General features: G+C 61.2%; 25 protein-coding genes. 20 read left to right on the top strand and 5 right to left on the bottom strand.

Features of this window, described 5'->3' with window-relative positions:
- Window positions 1–70 precede the first annotated feature (70 nt).
- From ASD64_RS04105 to lpxB, 15 genes are all read left to right on the top strand, one after another.
- On the top strand, window positions 71–904 hold the full coding sequence (locus ASD64_RS04105) for a cell envelope integrity EipB family protein (protein ID WP_056101087.1): 834 nt from the start codon (window positions 71–73) through the stop codon (window positions 902–904).
- Between the two features lie 15 nt (window positions 905–919).
- Window positions 920–1,204 (top strand): DUF4031 domain-containing protein, encoded by a 285-nt coding sequence (locus ASD64_RS04100; protein ID WP_056101084.1) that lies wholly within the window; start codon window positions 920–922, stop codon window positions 1,202–1,204.
- Window positions 1,205–1,413: 209 nt separating this feature from the next.
- Window positions 1,414–2,196 carry a 30S ribosomal protein S2 gene (gene rpsB / locus ASD64_RS04095; RefSeq protein ID WP_056101081.1) on the top strand — a complete coding sequence of 261 codons (783 nt, stop codon included), beginning with the start codon at window positions 1,414–1,416 and terminating at the stop codon, window positions 2,194–2,196.
- A 118-nt stretch (window positions 2,197–2,314) separates the two neighbouring features.
- Entirely contained in the window at window positions 2,315–3,235 is a 921-nt protein-coding gene (tsf, locus tag ASD64_RS04090; protein ID WP_056101076.1) for a translation elongation factor Ts, read from the top strand.
- Between the two features lie 149 nt (window positions 3,236–3,384).
- Window positions 3,385–4,107 carry a UMP kinase gene (gene pyrH / locus ASD64_RS04085; protein ID WP_056101074.1) on the top strand — a complete coding sequence of 241 codons (723 nt, stop codon included), beginning with the start codon at window positions 3,385–3,387 and terminating at the stop codon, window positions 4,105–4,107.
- Window positions 4,108–4,206: 99 nt separating this feature from the next.
- On the top strand, window positions 4,207–4,761 hold the full coding sequence (gene frr / locus ASD64_RS04080; RefSeq protein WP_082549849.1) for a ribosome recycling factor: 555 nt from the start codon (window positions 4,207–4,209) through the stop codon (window positions 4,759–4,761).
- A gap of 21 nt (window positions 4,762–4,782) precedes the next feature.
- The gene (locus ASD64_RS04075) at window positions 4,783–5,502 is read left to right on the top strand and encodes an isoprenyl transferase (RefSeq protein WP_082549848.1); all 720 of its coding nucleotides are present in this window, start codon (window positions 4,783–4,785) and stop codon (window positions 5,500–5,502) included.
- Window positions 5,503–5,513: 11 nt separating this feature from the next.
- The gene (locus ASD64_RS04070) at window positions 5,514–6,329 is read left to right on the top strand and encodes a phosphatidate cytidylyltransferase (RefSeq protein ID WP_056101543.1); all 816 of its coding nucleotides are present in this window, start codon (window positions 5,514–5,516) and stop codon (window positions 6,327–6,329) included.
- 95 nt (window positions 6,330–6,424) lie between these two features.
- Window positions 6,425–7,567: an RIP metalloprotease RseP gene (rseP, locus tag ASD64_RS04065; protein WP_056101069.1), complete on the top strand. Its 1,143-nt coding sequence runs from the start codon at window positions 6,425–6,427 to the stop codon at window positions 7,565–7,567.
- A gap of 217 nt (window positions 7,568–7,784) precedes the next feature.
- Window positions 7,785–10,145 carry an outer membrane protein assembly factor BamA gene (gene bamA / locus ASD64_RS04060; RefSeq protein WP_056101066.1) on the top strand — a complete coding sequence of 787 codons (2,361 nt, stop codon included), beginning with the start codon at window positions 7,785–7,787 and terminating at the stop codon, window positions 10,143–10,145.
- A 74-nt stretch (window positions 10,146–10,219) separates the two neighbouring features.
- Window positions 10,220–11,272 (top strand): UDP-3-O-(3-hydroxymyristoyl)glucosamine N-acyltransferase, encoded by a 1,053-nt coding sequence (lpxD, locus tag ASD64_RS04055; protein WP_056101063.1) that lies wholly within the window; start codon window positions 10,220–10,222, stop codon window positions 11,270–11,272.
- Window positions 11,265–11,729, top strand: a complete 465-nt coding sequence (fabZ, locus tag ASD64_RS04050; protein WP_056101058.1) for a 3-hydroxyacyl-ACP dehydratase FabZ — start codon at window positions 11,265–11,267, stop codon at window positions 11,727–11,729. The genes lpxD and fabZ overlap by 8 nt, the downstream gene beginning before the upstream one ends.
- An 11-nt stretch (window positions 11,730–11,740) precedes the next feature.
- A complete protein-coding gene (gene lpxA, locus ASD64_RS04045) occupies window positions 11,741–12,574 on the top strand; it encodes an acyl-ACP--UDP-N-acetylglucosamine O-acyltransferase (protein WP_056101055.1) in 834 nt (277 codons plus the stop codon).
- The gene (locus ASD64_RS04040) at window positions 12,561–13,460 is read left to right on the top strand and encodes an LpxI family protein (RefSeq protein ID WP_056101540.1); all 900 of its coding nucleotides are present in this window, start codon (window positions 12,561–12,563) and stop codon (window positions 13,458–13,460) included. The genes lpxA and ASD64_RS04040 overlap by 14 nt, the downstream gene beginning before the upstream one ends.
- Window positions 13,450–14,637: a lipid-A-disaccharide synthase gene (lpxB, locus tag ASD64_RS04035; protein WP_056101052.1), complete on the top strand. Its 1,188-nt coding sequence runs from the start codon at window positions 13,450–13,452 to the stop codon at window positions 14,635–14,637. The genes ASD64_RS04040 and lpxB overlap by 11 nt, the downstream gene beginning before the upstream one ends.
- Before the next feature lie 72 nt (window positions 14,638–14,709).
- Here lpxB and rpmG read toward each other — a convergent pair whose 3' ends face one another.
- The 3 genes from rpmG to ASD64_RS04020 form a co-directional block, all read right to left on the bottom strand.
- Window positions 14,710–14,877 carry a 50S ribosomal protein L33 gene (gene rpmG, locus ASD64_RS04030; protein WP_006201775.1) on the bottom strand — a complete coding sequence of 56 codons (168 nt, stop codon included), beginning with the start codon at window positions 14,875–14,877 and terminating at the stop codon, window positions 14,710–14,712.
- 248 nt (window positions 14,878–15,125) lie between these two features.
- On the bottom strand, window positions 15,126–15,446 hold the full coding sequence (locus ASD64_RS04025; protein WP_056101049.1) for a YMGG-like glycine zipper-containing protein: 321 nt from the start codon (window positions 15,444–15,446) through the stop codon (window positions 15,126–15,128).
- A gap of 176 nt (window positions 15,447–15,622) precedes the next feature.
- Complete coding sequence (locus ASD64_RS04020) at window positions 15,623–16,555, bottom strand: lysylphosphatidylglycerol synthase domain-containing protein (protein WP_056101538.1); 933 nt, start codon at window positions 16,553–16,555, stop codon at window positions 15,623–15,625.
- Between the two features lie 349 nt (window positions 16,556–16,904).
- Between ASD64_RS04020 and ASD64_RS04015 the strand changes: the two genes are divergently transcribed.
- Both ASD64_RS04015 and ASD64_RS04010 read left to right on the top strand, forming a co-directional pair.
- Entirely contained in the window at window positions 16,905–18,260 is a 1,356-nt protein-coding gene (locus ASD64_RS04015) for a Ppx/GppA phosphatase family protein (protein ID WP_413813574.1), read from the top strand.
- Window positions 18,257–18,985: an RlmE family RNA methyltransferase gene (locus ASD64_RS04010; RefSeq protein WP_056101044.1), complete on the top strand. Its 729-nt coding sequence runs from the start codon at window positions 18,257–18,259 to the stop codon at window positions 18,983–18,985. Before ASD64_RS04015 ends, ASD64_RS04010 begins: the two co-directional genes overlap by 4 nt.
- Here the strand turns inward: ASD64_RS04010 and ASD64_RS04005 are convergent, their stop codons facing one another.
- Window positions 18,986–20,398 (bottom strand): DHA2 family efflux MFS transporter permease subunit, encoded by a 1,413-nt coding sequence (locus ASD64_RS04005; RefSeq protein ID WP_056101041.1) that lies wholly within the window; start codon window positions 20,396–20,398, stop codon window positions 18,986–18,988.
- 242 nt (window positions 20,399–20,640) lie between these two features.
- On the opposite strand from ASD64_RS04005, the gene guaB reads away from it, so the two are divergent.
- Genes guaB through ASD64_RS03990 form a run of 3 tightly spaced genes read left to right on the top strand, consistent with a single transcriptional unit; the run spans window position 20,641 to window position 23,163 of the window.
- Window positions 20,641–22,143 (top strand): IMP dehydrogenase, encoded by a 1,503-nt coding sequence (gene guaB, locus ASD64_RS04000; RefSeq protein ID WP_056101038.1) that lies wholly within the window; start codon window positions 20,641–20,643, stop codon window positions 22,141–22,143.
- Window positions 22,094–22,747, top strand: coding sequence for a hypothetical protein (locus ASD64_RS03995; RefSeq protein ID WP_156460001.1), 654 nt, complete (start codon window positions 22,094–22,096; stop codon window positions 22,745–22,747). Before guaB ends, ASD64_RS03995 begins: the two co-directional genes overlap by 50 nt.
- Entirely contained in the window at window positions 22,744–23,163 is a 420-nt protein-coding gene (locus ASD64_RS03990; RefSeq protein WP_056101034.1) for an MAPEG family protein, read from the top strand. Before ASD64_RS03995 ends, ASD64_RS03990 begins: the two co-directional genes overlap by 4 nt.
- Before the next feature lie 64 nt (window positions 23,164–23,227).
- Here the strand turns inward: ASD64_RS03990 and rnd are convergent, their stop codons facing one another.
- Window positions 23,228–24,385 (bottom strand): ribonuclease D, encoded by a 1,158-nt coding sequence (gene rnd / locus ASD64_RS03985; RefSeq protein WP_056101532.1) that lies wholly within the window; start codon window positions 24,383–24,385, stop codon window positions 23,228–23,230.
- Window positions 24,386–24,477 lie beyond the last annotated feature (92 nt).

Here is a 24,477-nt window from a genome sequence, read left to right as displayed (position 1 = left end):
CCACGACTTTTTTTAAGCTGGACCACTCTTACATGCGGCCTGTATCAGCCGCCACGATCGGAGCCACTTTATGCGCGCGACGCGCCTTGCATACACTGCCTTGCTGCTGCCGATCGTCTTGTCCACCGCGCCCGCATCCGCGGTGCCAATGCTGCAGCCTCATCGCGCTGTCTACGATCTTTCCCTCGACAAGGCCTCCGACCGGTCCGGCATCACCGGAATTTCGGGCCGCATGGTCTATGAATTCAACGGCTCGCCATGCGACGGCTATACGGTAAAGTTCCGCTTCGTCACGCAGATCAGCGCCGATGACACCACGAGGCTGACCGACCAGCAAACGACGACCTTTGAAGATGCCGAGGGCAAGACCTTCTCCTTTGTCACCAAATCCTTCATCGACCAGGGCCTCGACAAGGAGGTCAAGGGCACGGCCCGCAAGGAGGCCAACGGGTTGAAGGTCGAGTTGGACAAGCCCGAACGGAACACCCTCGAACTGGCGGCAACGCAGTTTCCAACGCAGCATCTGGTGGAATTGATCAGCAAGGCCGAAAAGGGCGAAAGCTTCTACGAAACCAGCCTGTTCGACGGTTCGGAAGACGCAGACAAGGTGATGACCACCACGGTGATCGTGGGCAAGGCCGAACAGGCAAAAAAGGACGATCCGGAACTTCCGGCGCTCGCCAAGCTCGGCAACGACAAGTACTGGCCGGTCGACATCGCCTATTTCGATGAATCCGAGAAGGATGGCGGTGAGGAGATGCCGCAATACCGCATCAGCTTCAAGCTGCATGAGAACGGCCTGACGCGCGACCTGACGATGGACTACGGGGAATTCTCCATGACCGGCAAGCTGGTCAATCTGTCCCTCTTCGATCCGGCGTCGCAAAAAGCCTGCAACCAGTAATCGTTCTGGTTGCCGATGGCGGTCTATGTCGATGCGGCGATCTGGCACTGGGTTGGCCGGCGCTGGTGCCATCTTCTTGCCGACGATACGGATGAACTGCACCGCTTCGCCGCGCAACTGGCCATCAAGCGCTCGTCTTATCAAGGGCCGCCCAAGACCTCCGCCCCGCACTATGACATCACCGGATTTGAGCGCGACCGGGCGGTACGGCTGGGCGCCATCGAATGCAGCCGCGAGGAGATCGTCGCCATCTTCCGCCGCGTGAAGGTGCCGAACGGCAAGAAGATGCGTCAGACGTGACCACCGGGTTTGGGCAAGCTGCTTGCGTTTCATGGCGCGAGCCTCTATATGCGCGCACATTCCACACACGGACTTTGGTGTCTGCCGGGAGAAATCCGGCTGAAACCTCCGGTGGCGGTCAAGACAATCCCGAAAAGCGCAAGCCTTTCGATCCGGTGAGTCCGAAGCCGTCAAGTGTCCGTGGAGGTCAACCGGAAAGGAACTAAAGAATGGCATTGCCAGATTTCAGCATGCGCCAGCTTCTCGAGGCTGGTTCACACTTCGGCCACCAGACCCACCGCTGGAACCCGAAGATGGCGCCTTACATCTACGGCGCCCGCAACAACATCCACATCATCGATCTGTCGCAGACGGTTCCGCTGCTGCATCAGGCGCTGAAGCAGGTTTCCGACACGGTTGCCCGCGGCGGCCGCGTGCTCTTCGTCGGCACCAAGCGCCAGGCTTCCGACATCGTCGCCGACGCTGCCCAACGTTCGGCCCAGTACTATGTCAATTCGCGCTGGCTCGGCGGCATGCTGACCAACTGGAAGACGATCTCCAATTCCATCCAGCGCCTGCGCAAGCTTGACGAACTGCTGGCCGGCGAGGCCCAGGGCCTCACCAAGAAGGAGCGCCTGAACCTCGATCGCGAGCGCGAGAAGCTGGACAAGGCGCTCGGCGGCATCAAGGACATGGGCTCGACGCCGGACCTGATGTTCGTCGTCGACACCAACAAGGAAGCGATCGCCATTCTCGAGGCCAAGCGCCTCGGCATTCCGGTCGTGGCCATCATCGATTCGAATTGCGACCCGGACAAGATCGACTTCCCGATCCCCGGCAACGATGACGCGGCCCGTGCTATCCAGCTGTATTGCGACCTGATCGCCAAGGCTGCCATCGACGGCATCGCCCGTCAGCAGGGCGCACTCGGCGTCGATGTCGGCGCTTCTGCCGAAGCGCCTGTCGAGCCGGTTCTCAACGAGACGCCCGCCAGCGACGCCTCGGAAGCCTAATCTGCAAGGGCCGGTAAGGCCTTTGCATTTCCCTGATATTGACGCACCAGGCGTCACGGCAGAGCGCATCACCGACTTTTCGGTGGTGCGTATGCCATTTTGAACAAAGAGGCAGAAAATGAGCATTTCAGCAGCACAGGTCAAAGAGCTTCGCGACTTGACTGGCGCAGGCATGATGGATTGCAAGGCGGCCCTTGCCGAAACCAATGGCGACATGGAAGCGGCGGTCGACTGGCTGCGCAAGAAGGGTATTTCCAAGGCTGACAAGAAGGCCGGACGCACGGCGGCCGAGGGCCTGATCGGCGTCGACCAGGGCTTGCGCGAAGCCGCCATTGCCGAAGTGAACTCGGAGACCGACTTCGTTGCCCGCAACGCGGCCTTCCAGGAGATCGTCTCCAACATCGCCAAGACCGCTCTGGCGTATGGTCCCACCGAAGCAGTCGCTGCGGCCAAGTATCCGGGATCCGACAAGTCGGTGACCGATACGATCAAGGACGCTGTCGGTACGATCGGCGAAAACCTCGGTTTCCGCCGTTCGGCCAAGCTCAGGGTCGAGCACGGCGCGGTGGCAACCTACGTACACAATTCCGTTGCCGACAATCTTGGCAAACTCGGCGTCCTGGTCGCGATCGAGACGACCGGCGATGCGCATAAGGCCAGCGCCTTTGCCCGTCAGGTCGCCATGCATGTCGCCGCCACGAACCCGTTGGCGCTGACCACGGACGAACTCGATCCGGTTGCGGTAGAGCGCGAGAAGGCCATCTTTGCAGATCAGGCCCGCCAGTCCGGCAAGCCGGAGAACATCATCGAAAAGATGGTCGAAGGCCGCCTGCGCAAATTCTACGAGGAAGTCGTACTCCTGAAGCAGGCTTTCGTGCTTAACCCCGACGTCACTGTCGAGCAGGCACTGAAGGACGCTGAAAAGGAAATCGGTGCGCCAGCCAAGATCAGCGCCTATCTGCGCTTTGCGCTTGGCGAGGGCATTGAAAAGGAAGAGACCGATTTCGCGGCTGAAGTGGCTGCGGCTGTGAAGAAGTAACGGCTCTTAACCGCTCCATCAATTCATACGAAGGGCGTCGCGTGACATCGCGACGCCCTTCGTGTATCGGGTCAGCCCAATCAATCGAAGGCACTGGGCCGAGCGACCGATCGCGGCGTCCGGGCTGCCTGACAAAATCCGAGGAATACATGACCGCCAAGCCCCGATACCGACGTGTCTTGTTGAAAGCGTCGGGCGAGGCGCTGATGGGCGAGCAGCATTTCGGCATCGATGTGTCCGTTGTCGACCGCATCGCTTCCGATATCGCAGAAGCCCGTGCGCTTGGTGTCGAGGTCGGCGTCGTTATCGGCGGCGGCAATATCTTCCGCGGCGTTGCCGTTGCTTCCAAGGGCGGCGACCGGGTGACCGGGGACCACATGGGCATGTTGGCCACCGTCATCAACTCGCTGGCGCTGCGCACCTCGCTCAACAAGATCGGCGTCGAGGCGGTCGTGCTCTCGGCGATTGCCATGCCCGAGCTTTGCGAAAGCTTTTCCCAGCGCCAGGCAACCGCCTACATGGATGAAGGCAAGGTGGTGATTTTTGCCGGCGGCACCGGAAACCCATTCTTCACCACCGATTCGGCTGCCGCTCTGCGTGCCGCCGAGATTGGCGCCGATGCCTTGTTCAAGGGCACCCAGGTGGACGGCGTTTACTCGGCAGATCCGAAAAAAGATCCGAAGGCGACGCGCTTTGAACGTATCAGCCACGCGGAAGTCATAAATCGCGGGCTTTCCATTATGGATACCGCAGCGATTGCGCTTGCACGCGAAAACAACATTCCGATAATCGTCTACTCCATTCATGAGAAGGGTGGTTTTGGCGAGATACTGAAAGGCGGCGGCCGTTGCACGACCGTCGCGGACGACTGAGCAGGGTTCGCTTCGATTGCCACATGTGCGCCCCGATGGCGGCGCGTGTCGGCGGTGTCCTGAACAGCGAGCCTGAGAGAACAGGCCTAGGAGAAGATGATGAACGGCAATTTCGATGACCTGAAACGGCGCATGGACGGGGCTGTCGCCGCCTTCAAGCACGATCTGGCTTCGCTGCGCACAGGCCGCGCCTCCAGCAATCTTCTCGACGCCATCCAGGTTCAGGCCTATGGCACGGCGATGCCGATCAATCAGGTGGCGACGGTTTCCGTTCCGGAGCCTCGCATGATCTCGGTTTCGATTTGGGACAAGTCGATGGTGGGCGCGGTGGATCGCGCTATCCGCGAATCCAATCTCGGCTTCAACCCGATTGTCGACGGCACCAATCTGAGGATTCCGCTGCCTGAACTCAACGAACAGCGCCGCAAGGAACTGGTCAAGATTTCCCACACCTATGCCGAGAATGCGCGCGTCGCTGCGAGGCATGTGCGCCGGGACGGCATGGAGGCGCTGAAGAAACTGGAAAAGGACGGTGAGATCGGCGAGGACGATCATCGCAAGCACACCGATCAGGTTCAGAAACTGACGGACGAGACCATCAGCATGATCGACAGCCTGCTTTCCGAGAAGGAAACGGAAATCATGCAGGTCTGAGGCTGATCTGAAAGCGGAAGCATGACAAGTCCCGCGCATGTCGCGATCATCATGGACGGTAACGGACGCTGGGCGAAGGCGCGCGGCCTTCCGCGCGTCGCCGGTCACCGCGCGGGCGTGGAAGCCTTGCGCGACACCGTCCGCGCCGCGCCGCAATTGGGCATCTCCTTTCTGACCGTCTACGCGTTCTCGTCGGAGAACTGGTCGCGGCCCAAGTCTGAAGTGAGCGACCTGATGGGGCTCCTCAAGATGTTCATCCGCCGCGACCTTGCCGAACTGCATCAAAACGGCGTGCGGGTCAGGGTCATCGGCGACAAGGCTAACCTGCAAGCCGATATTCGCGGGCTGCTGGAAGAAGCAGAGACGCTCACGCTCGACAACGATGCGCTCACCCTTGTCATCGCGTTCAATTACGGTGGCCGCGACGAGATCGTGCGCACGGCCAGGAAACTGGCGCAGGCCGCGGCTCACGGCCAAATCGACGTCAATTCGATCACCATCGAAAGCTTTGCCGCATCGCTCGACACAGCAGGCATCCCCGACCCTGAACTTGTGATCCGTACCAGCGGCGAGTTGCGCCTGTCGAACTTCCTGCTTTGGCAGGCCGCTTATAGCGAACTGGTGTTCCTGCCTTGCTACTGGCCGGACTTCAGCCGCGATCACCTTGCCGAAGCATTGCGGGATTTTGCCGGCCGCGAGCGCCGGTTCGGCGGCCTCACGCCGCGCGAAGCCGTTTCATGAGCAATGGCGCGATGAGCAACCTGCAACTCAGGATCATTTCGGCCATCGTCCTGGCGGCCGTTGTTCTGGCGCTGACCTGGCTTGGCGGGCTGCCGTTCAGGCTTCTGGCGGCGTTCATCGCCGGCGCCGTGTTCTATGAATGGACGCGCATGTCGCGCAGCACGCCGGCCGCCGGTATCGGCCTCTTGCCCGAAGCGCTGATGGCGGTGCTGCTGATCGCACTGGTGGCAGGACTTTCTGCGCAGATGATGCTCGTCCTCATCGCGGTTGGGACCGTCATCACCGCTGCCGTGTCCGCCGCGCGAGGGGCAGGGCAGTGGGATGCCAGCGGGCTCGCTTATGCGGGACTTTCCGGATTTTCGTTGGCCTATCTACGCGACGGCGACCATTCGGGTCTGCTGGCGATCCTGTTCCTGTTCGCGGTGGTTTGGGCGACCGATATTTTCGCCTATTTCGTCGGGCGCACGGTGGGCGGGCCGAAACTTGCCCCTTCCATTTCTCCCGGCAAGACACAGAGCGGCGCACTTGGCGGCACGGTCGGCGGTGTCGCGGCGGGTCTTTTGTTGGCTGTGGCGGCGGGAGCCGAGAACCTTGTGTTTTTGACCATCGTTGCCCTGATATTGTCGATCGTCTCGCAAGCCGGCGACCTGCTCGAATCATGGGTAAAGCGCCGCCATGGCCGAAAGGATTCCAGCCAGCTCATTCCAGGACATGGCGGCGTCATGGACCGTGTGGACGGACTTGTTGTGGCGGCGTTTGCCCTGTACGTCATCGGCTGCCTGGCCGGGTCGGCCGACAATCCGGCGCACGGCTTGTTTGCGGGCTGAACGGAGTTCACGGCGATGAGTTCGTCACGGATTTGCCGGGTTTGGGGCCAAAGTCGGGCGCGCGCCCGGCACGTCGGGCGAATTGAGGGCGGGATTTGAACGAGTTTTTGCAAGCGCTGCTCAGTACGCAAGGTTTCGTGATCGGCACCCTGGTGCCGTTCCTGTTCGTGCTGACCGTTGTCGTCTTCGTTCATGAAATGGGGCACTATCTGGTCGGTCGCGCTTGCGGCATCGGCGTCGATGCCTTCTCGATCGGGTTTGGTCCGGAACTCATCGGCTTCAACGACAGGCGCGGTACGCGCTGGAAGCTTTGCGCCATTCCCCTTGGCGGCTATGTCAAATTCGTCGGCGACATGAATGCCAGTTCAAGCCAGCCGGGTGCCGAGAAGATCGCGGCGCTGAGCGAGGCGCAACGCAAGGTCGCCTTCCACACCCAGCCGATCTGGAAACGCGCCGCCACGGTGTTTGCCGGTCCGCTGTTCAATTTTCTTTTGACCATCGCCGTCTTTGCCGTTCTGTTTTCCATCCACGGCCGCTATGTCGCCGAACCGATGGTGGCTTCGGTCAATGCCGGAAGCCCGGCTGCGGTCGCCGGTATCCAGCCGGGCGACCGCTTCGTCAGCGTCAATGGAGAAAAGGTCGACACCTTTGCCGATGTGCAGCGTCTGGTTTCCGGGCGCGCCGGCGATCCGCTGGCATTCGTCATGCTGCGCAACGGCACGGAGGTCAGCCTCGTCGCTACCCCCCAGCCGATGGAGCAGGAGGATGCACTCGGCAACAAGATCAAGGTCGCCGTCATCGGGGTGGTCAACAATGAAGAACTCGGCCAGCCCCGGCGGATCACCTATGGCCCTGTTGGCGCCTTGGCGGCTGCCGTCGAGGAAACCGGCCATATCATCGAGCGCACCGGGCAATTCCTGACGCGATTCGCGGTCGGACGCGAGGACAAGTGCCAGCTGGGCGGTCCCGTGAAGATCGCCGGCATGTCCGCACAGGCGGCAAGGCTCGGTTTCGACTGGCTGGTGCAATTGGTCGCACTGCTGTCCGTCGGCATCGGCATTCTCAATCTGCTGCCGATTCCGCCGCTCGACGGCGGGCATTTAATGTTCTACGCCATAGAAGCCGTCATCAGGCGTCCCGTCTCGGAGCGGATGATGGAGGCGGTCTATCGAACGGGAATGTTCCTGGTCCTCGCCTTCATGGCCTTCGTATTCTGGAACGACCTGTTTGGGTGCTGAAATCATGAACGAATTCCAGCTCTTCGGCGCTCATGTTGAGATGTCGTTTACCATGGCCGGGGATATGCGTGACGCGAAAGCAACGCCGGAAGACGAAGTAAACACTAATTAACCAGAAGCCTTGCGTGTAGGGAAAATCCGGTTAATACGGTATGGGAATTTACCGCACGTCCGGTTTTCTCGCCGTGGGGACTACGAGAAAAGGTTATATGGCCCGATGAAGGCAGTATCCAAGTTTCTGAGCGCCGCGTCTGCGGCAGCTTTGTCTGCGGCGCTTGTGGTGCCGGGTGCACTCGTCGTGGAAATGGCATCCGTTTCTTCGGCCGAAGCAGCTGTCGTCAGCCGTGTCGAAGTGCGCGGCAACTCGCGCATAGATGCCGACACGATCCGCAACCACATCGCGATCAAGCCGGGCAAGTCGTTCTCCAGCGCCGATATCGACGAGGCCGTGAAGGTCCTGTTCGGTACGGGCCTGTTTTCGGACGTGCAGATCAGCCAGGCCGGGTCTTCGCTGGTCGTGACGGTTGCCGAGTATCAGGTCGTCAACCAGGTGCTGTTCCAGGGCAACAAGAAGCTCAAGGACGCCCAGCTTGCCGGCGCTGTCCAGTTGAAGCCGCGCAGTTCCTACTCGCAAGCCGCGGCTGACGCCGATGTCGAGGCGATCAAGGCCGCCTATGGCAATATCGGCCGCGACGACGCGACGGTTACCAGCCAGATCATGGATCTGGGCGACAACCGCGTGAATGTCGTCTTCAATATCAATGAAGGCGACCGCACCAAGATCGCCGCGGTGAATTTTGTCGGCAACAGCGCCTACAGCAGCCGCCGGCTGGCCGATGTCATCAACACCAAGCGCTCGAATTTCCTGTCCTTCGTGCTGCGCGACGACGTGTTCAGCGACGACAAGCTCAAGGCCGACGAAGAACTCCTGCGCCGCTTCTACTACAACCACGGTTACGCGGACTTCCAGGTCGTTTCCGCGTTCGGCGAGTTGGACGAAGCGACCAACCAGTACACCGTCACCATCACTGTGGACGAGGGCGCGCGCTACACGTTCGGGGATGTCAGCGTCGACAGTTCCATACCCGAAATCGACGGCAAGTCGCTGGAGTCGCTGGTCGAGACGCGTTCCGGTGAAGTCTACAACGCCAAGGACGTCGAAGACACCATCCTGGCGCTGACCGAGCGGGTTGCCGGTCAAGGTTATGCCTTCGCCCAGGTGAACCCGCGTGGCGACCGCAATTTCGAAAACCACACCATTTCCGTGGTCTATACGGTCGACCAGGGTACCAAGGCCTATGTCGAGCGCATCGAGATCCGCGGCAACGCCCGCACGCGCGACTACGTGATTCGGCGCGAATTCGACGTCAGCGAAGGCGATGCCTTCAACCAGGTTCTCATCCAGCGCGCCAAGAAGCGGCTGGAAGCGCTTGATTATTTCGAGCGTGTTGAGGTTTCCACGGCGCCGGGTTCCGAGCCGGACCAGGTGGTGCTGGTGGTCGATGTGGTCGAGAAGTCGACCGGTGAGTTCTCGATCGGTGCCGGTTATTCGACCGGCGGCGAATCGCCCGGTCCGTCGGTGCAGGGTTCCGTCACCGAGCGCAACTTCCTCGGTCGCGGCCAGTTCATCCGTGTATCTGCCGGCGGCGGCAAGAATTCGCGCGACTACTCCTTCTCGTTCACCGAGCCGTACTTCCTCGGCCGCCGTATCGCTGCGGGCTTCGATATCTCCAAGTCGACGCGCGAATACGACAAGTACGATAGCGAAGTGCTGGCCGGAACCGTCCGCTTCGGCTTGCCAATCACCGAAAATATCTCGACGCAGCTCGCGTACAACCTCTCGCAAGAGAAGTATAAGTACAATGAGGATTGTCTTGACGCTTTCGGCGCACTTGATCCGCTTAAATGTAGCGTCTCGCAAGCTATCCAAGATGCGGTCGACACTGGTAATTGGGTCAAGTCGTCAGTTAGCGCCAACCTGATCTACAACACCATCGACGACATGAAGAACCCGCGCTACGGCATCTATGCCAACTTCGGCACCGAGGTTGCGGGTTTGGGCGGCGATGCGCAGTTCGTGAAGCTCACGGCGCGCACGACGGTCTACCAGACCTTGTCGGAAGAAATGGACATTGTCGGATTGGTGTCGGCAGGTGCCGGTCACATTCAGGGTTTCGGTGACGACGGGCTTCGCGTGTTCGATCATTTCCGCAGCAATGACCGCATGATCCGCGGCTTCGATTACGGTGGCATCGGTCCATATGACGGGGTGTCGAAAGACCACCTTGGCGGCACCACTTATTTCAATGCGTCGGCTGAAGCGCAGTTCCCGTTGCCGGTTGTTCCGGAGAGCTTTGGCCTTCGCGGAGCTGTATTCGCAGACGCAGCGACGCTTTACGGCAACAAGACTGGCTTTGCTACGGCATCCACCGACATGGAATGGCGTGCATCTGTCGGTGTCGGCTTGCTGTGGGCTTCGCCGTTCGGCCCGCTGCGCATCGACTACGCCGTGCCGGTCGTCAAGGAATCGACGGACGAAGTGCAGGAATTCAACTTCGGCATCTCGACCCGCTTCTAAACAGCGGGTGACGACCCTTCCGGGCAATTGGGCCCGGAATCGAGTGATCCGATCCAGCTGGATAGTACTCTGGAATGACCGAACCGGTGTTTTTTGTGCCGTCCCGCCGGTTTACGGCGAGTGAGGTCGCGAATCTCACCGGCTCGACCCTGAGCAATCCTGCCTATGCCGATACGGTCATCGAGACGATAGCCTCAGCTGCCGATGGCGGCAACAATGCGCTGGTGTTCGTCGAAGGCAAGCGCAATGCGGCCCTCATGCCGACGCTTCGGGCCGCGGCGGTGCTATGCCCGGTGGAACTTGCCGAACAGGCGCCGACCGGGGTCGCCGTTCTGGTCAATCCGAGAGCCCAGCAGGCGTTCGCCACGGTTGGCCGGCTTTTGTTTCCCGCCGCGGCGACGCCCGTGCCGCTGACATCGGAACGCGGCGTGTCACCCCAGGCCCATGTCGACCCCAGCGCGGTGATCGAGCCAGGCGCGGTCGTGGAGGCAGGGGCCGTTGTCGGACCGCATGTCGCCATCGGTTCGGGGACCGTGATCGCGCCGAATGCCGTGATCGGCGCGTCTTGCCAGATCGGGCGCGACGCCTATGTCGGCCCCGGCGTCACCATCCAGTATGCCTTGATCGGTAACCGCGTCGTCATCCATGGTGGCGCAAGGGTCGGCCAGGACGGATTCGGCTTCGTGCCCGGCGCCAAGGGGCCGGAGCGCATGCCGCAGATCGGCCGCGTCGTTATCCAGGACGATGTCGAGATCGGCTCGAACACGACGGTCGATCGAGGCGCCATGGCCGACACCGTCATCGGCGAAGGCACCAAGATCGACAACCTCGTTCAGATTGCCCACAATGTGCGCATCGGCCGGGGTTGTGTCATCGCCGGGCAGTGCGGCATTTCCGGTTCCGTGACGCTCGGCGATTTCGTCATGCTGGGCGGGCGCGTCGGCATCGCCGACCACATCAGCGTCGGCGATCGCGTTCAGGTGGCTGCATCGTCGGGCCTGATGTACGACATTCCGGCAGGCGAACGCTGGGCGGGCATGCCGGCGCAGCCGATGCGCGATTTCTTCCGCGAATTGTCGGCGATCCGGGCATTCACCAAACATTCAAAGGGGGAGAAGAATGGCTGACGCCGCCGGCTCCACGCTCGAGGTCGTCGAAATCCTCGAACTGATGAAGCTTCTGCCGCATCGCTATCCGTTTCTGATGATCGACCGGATCATCGACATCGACGGCGACGATTCCGCCGTCGGCGTCAAGAACGTCACCATCAACGAGCCGCACTTCGCTGGCCATTTCCCGGAACAGCCGGTCATGCCGGGTGTTTTGATCGTGGAGGCGATGGCGCAGACGGCCGGCGCCATCTGCATTCGCGGCGTCGGGGCCACGAAGCCGTCACTGGTGTATTTCCTCACCATCGACAATGCCAAATTCCGCAAGCCGGTTGTTCCGGGCGACCAGTTGCGTATTCACGTCAAGAAAATTAAGAAGCGGGGAAACCTCCTCAAATTCGCCTGCGAAGGCCTTGTCGAGGGCACAAAGGTCGCGGAGGCCGAAATCTCGGCAATGATGGTCGAGAACGGCTAGTTCAGGTGCTTATGGAAAACCAGTCAATCATCCATCCTTCGGCGGTCGTCGAGCCGGGCGCGCGTCTTGGCGCCGGTGTCCGCATCGGCCCGTTCTGCTACGTCAACGCGGATGCGACCATCGGCGATCAGGTTGAGTTGGTGAGCCACGTTTCGGTTCTGGGCGCGACCACGATCGGGGCATCGAGCAAGGTCTACCCGATGGCGATCCTCGGTGCGCCGCCGCAGAACGCCAAGCACCAGGGCGGGCGCACAACGCTGCTTATTGGCGCAAACTGCACCATCCGCGAAGGCGTGACGATGCATACCGGCACCGACACCAGCCGTGGCGAGACCGTGGTTGGCGAGAACGGCAACTTCCTCGCCTATGCGCATATCGCGCATGACTGCATCGTCGGCAAGAATGCGACTTTCGCCAATGGTGCGACCCTGGGCGGGCACTGCGAGATCGGCGACAACGTCAATATCGGCGGGCTGACGGCAGTGCACCAGTTCGTCAGGGTAGGGGACAATGCCTTCCTTGGCGGCTGCTCGGCCGTCGTTGGCGACGTCATCCCGTTCGCCATCGCCGTTGGCAACCGGGCAAAGCTGCGCGGCCTCAATATCATCGGCTTGAAGCGCGCCGGCTTGCCGCGCTCGGAAATCCATCTGCTGCGCAAGTGCTATTATACCATCTTCGATCACGCCCATCCGGTTGGCGAAAACATCGAATCCGCCAAGGCTGAGTTCGCCGGTTCGCCGATTGCCATGAAAATCATCGATTTCATCAGCAGCCGCGGCAAGCGGCACTATGCGGTGCCGCCGCTCAAGGGCGGGGCCGGCGACGGACCCGATGACGACGACTGAGGATCAGCCGGGTTTCCAACCCGGCCCCGGTTCGAAGGTGGGTGTCGTTGCCGGTGGCGGCAATCTCCCTGCCAGCATAGCTGCTCATCTTCACAAGACCGGCCATCAGCTTTTCGTTGTAATGCTGGAAGGCGAAGCGGACCCGAACGGGCCGCTTGGCTTCTACCCCCACGATACGATCCAGCTGGAAGGCATCGGCAATCTGGTGCCTCGGCTGAAGCGTAACGGGGTTACGCATGTGGTTCTGGCCGGCGAAGTCAAGCGGCGACCGCGCCTGTCGGCAATTCGCTGGAATGCAGGACTGCTGGCGATGATGCCCCATATCATGCTCGGCCTCTCGCGCGGCGACGATACGTTGCTGCGCGTGGTGCTGCGCTATCTGGAGCGGCAAGGCATCAAGGTTGTCGGGGCGCATGAACTGGTGCCGGAACTTGTCGCTTCAGAAGGCTGTTTCACGAAAGCATCGCCGCAAAGGGGCGATTGGCGCGACATTGATGCGGCTCGTGCCGCCGCCGAAGCGATCGGCGCCCTGGACATCGGTCAGGGAGCTGTGGCCATAGGCGGGCGGGCCATTGCGCTTGAAGGCATCGAAGGCACGGACGGTCTTCTGGAGCGGGTAGAGGGTTTGCGCAGCCACGGGCGTCTGGCGGGCAAAACGAGGGGCGTTCTGGTCAAGTGCGCCAAGCCTGGCCAGGAAGTGCGCACCGACCTGCCCTCGATCGGGCCGCAGACGGTGGATGGCGCACATGCTGCGGGTCTCGCCGGCATTGCAGTGGAAGCCGGGCAGTCGCTTGTGCTCGACGGGCCGGAACTGGTCCGGCGAGCGAATGCACTAGGCATGTTCGTGATCGGCCTGCCGGCAAAGGGGTCTAAAAATGGCAACTGAGCGGCCATTGAAGATCGCCGTCGTGGCTGGCGAGGAATCCGGCGATCTGCTTGGCGCTGATCTGGTTCGCGCCTTAGGAAAGGCAACGGGGCGTGAAATTCGCCTTGTCGGCGTAGGCGGCCGGCATCTGGGCGAGCTTGGGCTGGATTCGCTGTTCAACGCAAACGAGATCGCGTTGATGGGCATCAGCGCCGTCTTGCGTGGCCTGCCGCGGCTGGTGCACCGTATCGGCCAGGCCGCGAAAGCGATCGCCGCCGAAACGCCGGATTGCCTGATCACCATAGACAGCCCCGACTTTTCGTTGCGCGTTGCCAGGAAATTGCACGCAATCGCGCCTGATGTGCCGATCATTCATTATGTTTGCCCGAGCGTCTGGGCCTGGCGACCGGGTCGGGCTTCCGCGATGGCCTCGTTCGTCGATCACGTCCTGTGCATTCTGCCGTTCGAGGTAGATGCGCTGAAACGGCTTGAAGGGCCGAGCGGCACCTATGTCGGCCATCGCCTTACCCATGAGGCGGGCGTTCTGAAGGCGGCGGAGGCCCAAGCCAGCGCTCGCGATCTTTCGGCTGATCGCCTCAAGACCCTGCTATTGCTGCCGGGCTCGCGCGGCGGAGAGGTCAGTCGGCTGCTTGCGCCATTCGGCAAGACGATCTCCATCTTGAAGGCCCGAGGCCACCGCTTGCGATTGATATTGCCAACCGTGCCGCACGTTGTCGAACAGGTGCGCCAGCACGTTACATCCTGGGACCAGCAGCCGGAGATCGTGCTGGAGCCTGACCGCAAATGGCAGGCATTCGGACGGGCTGATGCTGCCTTGATTGCCTCGGGAACCGTATCGCTGGAACTTGCCTTGTCCGGCGTTCCGATGCTCTCGACCTATAAGCTCGATCCAGGCGCACGTATCCTGCAACGATACATCACGACATGGTCCGGGTTGCTGCCCAACCTGATCGCGGATCGGCCGATCGTACCGGAAGCTTACAACGAATATGTCCGCCCGCCGACGCTCGCCCGCTACATCGAGGCGTTGTGGTCCGATACCGGAATGCGGCAATGGCAGGTTCAGGGCTTTGAGGAAGTCAGGCGGCGAATGCGAACCGACCGGCCAGCCGGCGAAACTGCTGCAGAGGCAGTGCTCAAGACCATGCGCTCGAAGAGAGCGGGCAAGCAGATTTAGGTGCGCCCGGAATCAAAAACCCCGGTCGAAGCCGGGGTTTGTGAATTGTCCGATACCGCCTGAAGGCAGTGCTTACTTGATCTTGGTTTCCTTGAATTCGACGTGCTTCTTGGCAACCGGGTCGTACTTGCGGAACGAAAGCTTATCCGTCTTGGTACGGCTGTTCTTGCTGGTTACGTAGAAGAAACCGGTGTCGGCGGTCGACAGGAGCTTGATCTTGATGTTCGCGGCTTTGGCCATGATTTCTGTCCGTTAGTATTCTTGGGGTTGAGCCGCAACTGCATGGGCCTGTGCCCGGACGCGGGAAACTTGGCGCGACACATAAAGATTGCGCCTGAAAAGTCAAGCCGGTGTCGTGCCGGCGCCGCCATGAGAAATCCCGCTGGCGATCGATAGCCGTTCACAGAGAGGAGCTTTTCCGTTGAATGCAGCGTGCTGCCGCGACAACGGCGCCCGGCAGAGATACAGAATCACTGCCGGGCGAGCGATCAGTACCGTCCGCGATAGTAACGTTCGTCGCATTCGGCGACATAGATACGGCCATCGGGCGCGCGATAGCGGCACATCTGTCGGTCGCTCGGCTGCGGTCCGCTTGAACTCGCCACCACGGCGCCGAGCAAAGCACCCGCGCCGGCGCCGATGAGAGTGCTTTCGGTGTTCCGGCCCACAGCCTGGCCGACAAGTGCGCCGCCTGCGGCGCCAAGAGCAGCACCTGTGGTCGTTCGTTGCTGCTGCGGGGTCTGTGAACAACCGGCAAGGGCGGCGGTAAGGACCACAGCGCCAATAGTCGCGAATTTGAATATTGTCATTTCGTTCGATCTCCTTTGGACCCCTTGGCCATGGTGACAAATGGCATATGGGAGATGAACGCAAGCTGACCGACCAAAGTTCCGTTGCGGGCGTGATCGGGAAAAACGCACGGCAGGGTTCAATCGCGGGGCCGTCCCGGTTTGCGGGTGCGGGACGCATGAGAAAGCGGCGAGGCTCAACTGCTGGGCCGGTCGAATTGTGAGCGCTCGAACAGAAGAACCACCACCAGGCCGATAATCAGCGGCACGATCAGGTAGAACAGGCGAAATACCAGCAGCGCGGCCAACACTTCGGCGGGGTCCATTTCGGAAAGCCCTGCCAGGAAAACCACCTCAAGCACGCCGAGGCCGCCCGGCGCATGCGAAATCTGCGCAATCGAGAATGACACCAGAAAGACGCCCAGCACCACCAGATAGCCGGGGTTTTCCGCTTCCGGTAGCGCAAAGTAGATGATGGCCGCCGCCGCGAGCAGTTCGAGGGGGCCGGTGATCAGCTGGCGTGCCACGATAGGGAGGCGGGGGTAGTGCAGTTGGAACGAGCCGATCTTGAGGGGGCGCAGATGCAGCCAACTGCCGAATATGTATGCGGCCACCGGCACAAGCAGGATCAGGCCGGTCGCGCCCGAAAAGCTGTGAAAGCCGATACTGGTGAAACGGTCGAGAAGCCCCGGGACCAGGATGAGCACGACGCCGCCGACCAGCACGGATGACAGCACGAAGGTGAACCAGCAGATAGCGACCAGAATTCCGACCTCGTGTCCGGTCAAGCCCTTGGTGCCGTAGGCACGGTAGCGAATCACCGCACCCGAAAAGACAGAACCGCCGATGTTGTGAGAAAGGGCATAGGTGGTGAACGAGCACAGCGTCACGAATAGCCACGATATGCGCTTGCCGAGGTGAAGGAGGGCGATGTGGTCGTAGCCGGCAAGGGCGGCATAGGCGACAACCGAACTGAGCATTGACAATGCCCAGCGATGCAGCGGGATCGCCACCAGGCTGTCCCAGAGGTCGTCAAGCGAAATCCCGCGCAGTTCATCGAGCAGCAGCCATACGGAAAACGCGACTGCGGCCAGTCCGACGGCGGGCCAGAAATATCGCCGCAAATTCATGCGCTGCCTGTCATGCGCGACGAACGCCTCCCCCGAGGTGCGGTTTGAAACGGCCCTTTGTTGAGGATCGTCTTCCGAATCGTGCATTTCAGCAATGCCTTATCGAAGCCGACTATTCAACCTCGTCCGTCTTCAAATGCCTGCGACCAGGTCGATATTCGCCCGAACGGCTTCGCTCATATCGAGGGGCTCTGACACCGATCTTTCCGCTTTGCTCTTGGTGATTGCGCGGCGCACTGCTAGTCTGGCGCCAACTTGAAACACAAGCGCGTGCTGCGTCCGGGAACTCTGGTTCGCGCAGCGTCGGAAGGAACGATCCGTGACAGACCGCGACACCGGCGCAGAAGCGCTGGAGGTTGGCGAGTCCGGGAAGGCGGTAAAGCCGGCAGGCGAGGCTGTCTTTTCAGTTGGCCACCGCAGCGGCGGTGAGCAGGCGCGCCTGTCCGGCAACGGCAAGGCGGGACACGCGACCCACAACGAGAATGCCGGCAATGGCAAAACCAGGAAACGGCGCAAGCGCAGGCGCGGCCGCAAGGTTTTTGCGCGCGATGGCGAGGCGGTAGCGCAAGCCGTGCCGGTGCCAGCCGAACCGGTCGCGACGCTCTCCAAGCATGTCCCGTCAAACCAACCCGGCGCAGTCGAGCCGACGGAAACCCGCCCTGAGCCTTCCGGTGGCGTCCGACGCTATTATGCGAATGACCTGCCGGTGTTTGCGGCGCTCGATCTCGGCACCAATAACTGCCGGCTCCTCGTGGCGATTCCGACGCGGCACGGGCAATTCAAGGTGATCGATGCGTTTTCGCGCATCGTCAGGCTGGGGGAGGGCCTGTCCACCAGCGGCCGGTTGTCCGGCCCCGCCATGGACCGTGCGGTCGAAGCGTTGAAGATCTGCGGCGACAAGTTGCGCAGCCGAAAGATCACGCGCTCGCGCCTTATCGCCACGGAGGCCTGCCGCAGCGCCGAGAACGGGGCGGAATTCCTCGAACGCGTCGAGCGCGAAGCGGGTTTGAAACTCGAGATAATCGATCGTCGGACCGAAGCGCGGTTGGCGGTTTCCGGCTGCGGTTCGCTGGTCGAGCGCGACACGCAAGGCGTGGTGCTGTTCGACATTGGCGGAGGTTCGTCGGAAATTGCCTTGATCGACCTCACGAAGCGCCGTTCGGGGCGGCTCGCCAACCACATCGTCTCCTGGACCTCGCTGCCGGTCGGCGTCGTTTCGCTGGCCGAACGGTTCGGAGGCAAGACGGTGACGCGCGAGGTGTTTACGGCGATGATCGACGATGTCGCCAGCCGCCTCGACGCCTTTGAAGGCCGCCACCGGTTGAACCATGTCCTGGCGACGCCCAAGTTCCATCTGCTTGGCACCTCCGGCACGGTTACCACCCTGGCAGGTGTTCACCTCGACCTGGATCGGTACGATCGCCGGCGGGTCGACGGGCTTTGGATGGACAGTGGTAGCGTCGATCGCATGGTGGAGAAACTGCTCGGCTGGGATTTCCAGCAAAGGGTAGCCAACCCCTGCATCGGTGCGGATAGAGCGGACCTCGTGCTGGCCGGTTGCGCAATCCTCGAAGCCATTCGGGCGGTGTGGCCGGCGGATCGGCTTCGGGTCGCCGACCGCGGTTTGCGAGAGGGCATTCTGAGCGAATTGATGGCCGACGACGGTGCTTGGCAAAATGGACGGCAAAGGGTGGCCCGGTCATGACAAAAAAGCCCGAAAAGCCGGGTTCCGGTAGCCTGCGGGTGCTGCGCACCCGGGTAAAGAAGAAGAGCGGGCTGAAGGAATCGTCGCGCCGCTGGCTGGAGCGCCACCTCAACGATCCTTATGTGCAACGGTCGAAGGCGGACGGTTACCGCTCGCGCGCTGCCTACAAGCTGATAGAGATCGACGACAAGCACCACCTCTTGAAACCGGGCATGCGCGTCATCGACCTGGGGGCCGCGCCGGGCGGCTGGTGCCAGGTAGCGGCGGTGCGCACGAAATCGAATGAGGAAGCGCCGCACGTCGTTGGCATCGACTACCTCGAGATGGACGCGGTGCCGGGCGCTGCGATCCTGCTCATGGATTTCCTCGATCCACAGGCACCGGCCAAGCTGAGCGAGGCGTTGGGCGGGGACCCGGACATCGTTTTGTCGGATATGGCGGCGCCTACCACCGGACACCGCCGCACGGACCATCTGCGCACCATGCATTTGTGCGAAGTCGCGGCGGATTTCGCAATGGCGGTGCTGCGGCCGGGCGGACATTTCCTGGCCAAAACTTTCCAGGGCGGCACGGAAAGCGGCCTGCTCGATGCGTTGAAACGTAATTTCCGGTCCGTCCATCACGTCAAGCCACCGGCATCGCGCGACGAATCCGTCGAACTTTACTTGCTGGCCAAGGATTTCAAGGGCAGGGCAGAGGCGGCAGAAGAAACCATCCTTCCATAATCAGGGCGGCGTGTCGGTATCGATCACCTTCCCTGAGCGGGCGCCATGCCCAGAGACCGCACTGCCGGCATCAGGTGCAAGCCGCACGAACGATAGCGATGCCAGCGCAGATATCGCTGCTACGATGAAGAATGCGATGTGGAAGTCGGCGAGCGTCAGCGGCCCGCCGTGGAATGTCGTCGCACCTTCGAGAATTCCACCCGCAGCGGCTACCCCAATCGCAATGGACAATTGCTGGACAACTGCGGCAATCGGGGTGGCCTTGCTGGTGTCTTCAGTCGTGATGTCCGCGTAGGTGAGGGCATTGATGCCGGTGAAGAACATCGAGCGCAGGAACCCGCCGGCCAGCAATATGGTCATGATGACGATATAAGGCGTTGTCGGCGTGAACAGGCCGTTCGCCGCAACCGAAATAGCCGAAATCAGCGAACCGAATACCAGAACGCGCCTGAACCCAGCCATGCGGAACACGCGGGTCGTGGCGAACTTCATGCCGATCGCGCCGATGGCCGCAACGAAAGTGATCAAGCCGGATTGGAACGGGGTAAGCCCAAAGCCGATTTGCAACATGAGTGGCAAAAGGAACGGAACCGCGCCTACGCCAATGCGAAACAGGCTCCCACCGAGGACCGCTGTCCGAAAAGTGTGATTGCGGAAAAGATCCAGCGCGAGCAGCGGGTTTGGCGTCCGATGCGCATGCAGAAAATAGAGCGCACCGGCGACCAGTCCCGAAATCAGCGTCGCAATGCCGATTATGGGTGGAAGCGCCGGCATGCTGACGACCGACAAGCCGAACACAAGCCCGGATGCGCCTATGCCCACGAGAAGGAAGCCAACCACATCGAGGCGCGGTGTGGCCAGCCTTTCGGTGTCGGGCAGATAACGCGTCGCCAGCCAGATGCCGGCAAAGCCGATGGGTACGTTGATGAGGAAAATCCAATGCCATGAAAAATAGGTTGTGATGAAGCCACCGACAGGCGGCCCTACGAGCGGGCCAACCAAGGCGGGGATGCTGAGCCAGGCCATGGCGGCCACCAGTTCGTTCTTGGGCGTTGCCCGTACGAGAACCAGGCGTCCAACCGGCGTCATCATGGCGCCGCCGACACCTTGCAGGAGGCGCGCGAACACGAATGACGCAAGCGAGTTGGAGACGGCGCAAGCGACCGAGCCTGCCATGAAGACCAGAATTGCCAAACGAAAGATGGTTTTCGCGCCGAATCGGTCTGCCATCCATCCGCTGACCGGAATGAAGACCGCCAGCGCCACCAGATAGGCAGTCAGTGCCAGCTTCAGCGCGATTGGGCTGGTATCGATGTCTGCCGCGATCGCGGGCAGCGACGTTGCAATAACGGTCGAATCCATGTTTTCCATGAACAGGGCGACCGCAAGAACGAGCGGGATGATGCGATTCACGATCAGAATCCAGTTGCTTGGAATCGGGCGCCGACCGGGGCTGTCGACCGTTTGCCGGTATCACGACCAGGGGTTGATGTCGCGCCGCAAGAAGTGTCCCTCGACACCAATTACTGATGCGCGCGTGCTTTTCATTGCCCACAAGACGTGTTACGAGCCACCGCCAATCCTGAAAGGGAAGATGACGAGTCGGCGCGGTCCAATCTGGTTCCCGTGCCTTTCATGCATTCCGGGAACTGGCCATGGCTAAAATCATCGAGACCTCCACCGGCGCGCTGGCGCTTACCTTCGACGATGTGCTGCTGCAGCCGGGTCATTCGGAAGTGATGCCGGGCGAAACCGATGTCAGCACACGAATTGCCGGCGATATCGATTTGAATTTGCCGATTATTTCGGCGGCCATGGATACCGTCACTGAAGCCCGGCTTGCGATCGCGATGGCGCAGGCAGGCGGCATCGGTGTCATTCACCGCAATCTCAGTCCCTCCGAGCAAGCCGAACAGGTGCGGCAGGTGAAGAAGTTCGAGTCCGGCATGGTGGTGAACCCAGTCACCATCGGTCCGGACGCGACGCTGGCCGATGCGCTGGCGCTGATGAAGGTCCATGGCATTTCAGGCATTCCGGTCGTAGAGAATGGCGGCACGGGCGGCCACACGGCGGGCCGGCTTGTGGGTATCCTCACCAACCGCGACGTGCGCTTTGCATCGGATCCGGCTCAGCGTGTCTACGAATTGATGACGCGCGAGAACCTGATCACGGTGAAGGAAAATGTCGATCAGCAAGAAGCCAAGCGGCTCTTGCACCAGAACCGCATCGAGAAATTGGTGGTGGTCGACAAGAAGGGCAATTGCGTCGGCCTGATAACCGTCAAGGACATGGAAAAGTCCCAGCTAAACCCGCATGCCAGCAAGGACGCGCAGGGCAGGCTTCGGGTTGCTGCCGCGACAAGCGTCGGGGACGATGGTTTCGAGCGGGCCGAGCGGCTGATCGACGCCGGTGTCGATCTTCTCGTGATCGATACCGCGCATGGGCACTCGCAGCGTGTGCTGGACGCGGTGACGCGGGCCAAGAAACTGTCCAACTCGCTCCGCATCATGGCCGGCAACGTCGCAACGGCGGAAGGCACGCAAGCCCTCATCGACGCCGGTGCCGATGCTGTCAAGATCGGCATCGGGCCAGGATCGATCTGCACCACCCGCATCGTGGCTGGCGTCGGGGTTCCGCAGCTGTCCGCCATCATGGCGGCAGTCGAGACGGCACAGAAATCCGACGTTTCCGTCATTGCCGACGGAGGCATCAAGTTCTCCGGCGATCTGGCCAAGGCGCTGGCGGCAGGTGCCAGTGCCGCGATGATCGGCTCGTTGCTTGCCGGCACCGAGGAAAGCCCGGGTGAGGTTTATCTGCACCAGGGCCGTTCCTTCAAGGCGTATCGGGGCATGGGATCGGTCGGCGCCATGGCGCGCGGCTCGGCGGACCGTTATTTTCAGGCAGAGGTTCGCGACACCTTGAAGCTGGTTCCGGAAGGCATTGAAGGCCAGGTCCCCTACAAGGGGCCGGTGTCGGGCGTGCTGCATCAGCTTGCAGGCGGCCTGAAAGCCGCTATGGGTTATGTCGGCGGTCGGACACTTGCTGAATTCCGCGAACGTGCCACATTCGTGCGCATATCGACTGCCGGCCTTCGTGAAAGCCATGCCCATGATGTCACGATCACCCGCGAAAGCCCCAACTACCCAGGCGGAATCTGAGCAGCCCGGCGCCCTGCATTCGCTGTTTGCCGCGATAGCGCAACTGCCGCGTCATGCGGCGGTGATTTCGCTTGTGTCGGCCATCGTTTTCGCTGCCATGACCGCGCTCGAGTACCTGTATTTTCGACGGCTGAGCGGCGGATTGCCCTCATTGGACATGCGCGTCTTCGGCTTTACGCCGGATGAAGGCATGGCCTGGCTGACCGCGCTTGGACGTGGCGGTAGTGAGACCATCATCGTCTGGCACTATCTGACCTTCGATCTCCTGTTTCCGGCGTTATTTTCGCTGATGCTGATCAGCCTTGTCATGGCTGCGGGACAGCGGCTGCCTGGTTTTTCCGTCCTTTCCGACAAACGGCAGGCGCTGCTTGGCCTGATCCTTGTGCTTCCCTATACGCTGGCTGCCTACGGGCAGAATCTCGTGGTTGTTCGCCTGTTGTCGGATTTTCTCTCCGCCAATCCGGACTCGCTTGAGCTTGCGTCAGCGCTGATCGTGACAAAATTCGCATTGGCTGCGGTTCCGGTCATCGTGATCGCTGCATTCGTGCTGGCAGGTCAGCGACATCATCGCAGCGACAAACAGGACCGGGACAACGACGCATGAACCCCATTGCAATCTTCTGGCCCATGGTGGCGCATTTCGCCCTGGTTTCGGCGGTTTATGTCCTGCTCGGCTTGCGCAGGCGGCTTGCGGTCACCAGCGGCGAAGCCAAGCCGCGTCAATTCAAGGTGCGAGCGCAGGAACCCGATACCAGTGTGACCACCGCCAACAACCTGATGAACCAGTTCGAACTGCCGGTTCTGTTCCACGTTGTCTGCTTGGCCATGTTCGTCACCAACGGCGTTTCATTGGTTGCGGTGTTGCTTGCCTGGCTTTTCGTCGCGTTGCGCTACCTGCATGCTTATGTGCATGTCACCAGCAACAACCTGAGCGTCCGCAGCCTGGCCTTCGCTGCGGGATTTGTTGTCCTGGTCATCATATGGGCAGGGTTCGCCCTTCATCTGACGGGCGCCATTTAGAGCGCGTCGCGATCTTTCAGATTCGCTGGCTGCTCTAAGTATTTATTTTCATGGCTGTTTCATATCAGGGCTTGACGTCGAACACCGAAATCCGGCGGTTGTCGAACCTGATGGCGATATCGCCACGCACAAGACGCAGGGCCTGGTCGCCGAAGACTGCGCGCCGCCAGCCATGCAGGGCAGGGACGTCCGCTGCTTCGCCCTGAGCCGCTATCTGGTCGATGTCGTCGCTGGAAGCGAGTACCTTGGTGGCAACCCCTTCCTTTTCGGCAATGAGGCGCAAGAGAACCTTCAGCAGCTCCGCGGCGGCGTTCGAGCCTTCCGGTGGCTGGAACTGCTTGGGCAGCTTCGGCATCTGCTCCTTGGGAATCGAAAGTGCGGCGTTCACCACCGCAAGCAAAGCAGCGGCACTGGAGGAGCGATCCCACCCCTTCGGCGTGCTGCGCAAACGGGCGAGAGCTTCCGCATCGCGCGGTGCCTGCTGGGCAATCTCGTAGATGGCGTCATCCTTGAGGATGCGGCCGCGTGGGACATCGCGTTCGCGTGCCTCGCGTTCACGCCAGGCTGCCACCGCTTGCACGATGGCCAGTTCCTGCGGCTTGCGCAGCCGCATCTTGAGGCGCTTCCAGGCATCGTCGGGATGGGGATCGTAGGTTTCGCGCGAGGTGAGCACGCGCATCTCTTCATTCAGCCAATGCGCCCGGTTCTCGCGATCGAGCTCGGCCTTGAGATGCTTGTATACGTCGATCAAATGCGTGACGTCGGCCAGGGCGTATTCAAGCTGCTTTTGCGAGAGCGGACGATATTTCCAGTCCGTGAAACGCGACGACTTGTCGAGCCGCGCACCGGTGATCTTTTGCACAAGCTGGTCATACGAAACGCTGTCGCCGAAACCGCATACCATAGCCGCGACCTGCGTGTCGAAGACGGGATTTGGCATGAGATCGCCGAGGTGGACGATGATTTCAATATCCTGCCGCGCGGCGTGGAAGACCTTCTCGACCTTTTCGTTGGCCATCAGCGCAAAGAACGGCTTGAGATCGAGGCCCGGCGCCAACGGATCGACAAGTGCGGTGACGCCAGGCGCGGCCATCTGGATCAGGCACAAGATCGGCCAGAATGTCGTCTCGCGGATGAATTCCGTATCGACAGTGACGAAATCCGATTGTTCGAGTGTTTTGACGGCGGCTTCGAGTTCGCCCTGTGTGGTAATGACGTGCATCAAATCGCTTTTTTCGCCCAAGAGGTTTCTCTCAATTTCAGCCGCCGGTTCATTCGTCAAGGCGCACTGCAATATGGGGCGGGTCCGTTAGA

It is taken from the genome of Mesorhizobium sp. Root157 (assembly GCF_001427385.1).
In the GTDB taxonomy this organism is placed as follows: domain Bacteria; phylum Pseudomonadota; class Alphaproteobacteria; order Rhizobiales; family Rhizobiaceae; genus Mesorhizobium.
The sequence above is the reverse complement of the archived record's forward strand: the minus strand, read 5'-3'. Positions and strand labels throughout refer to the sequence as shown.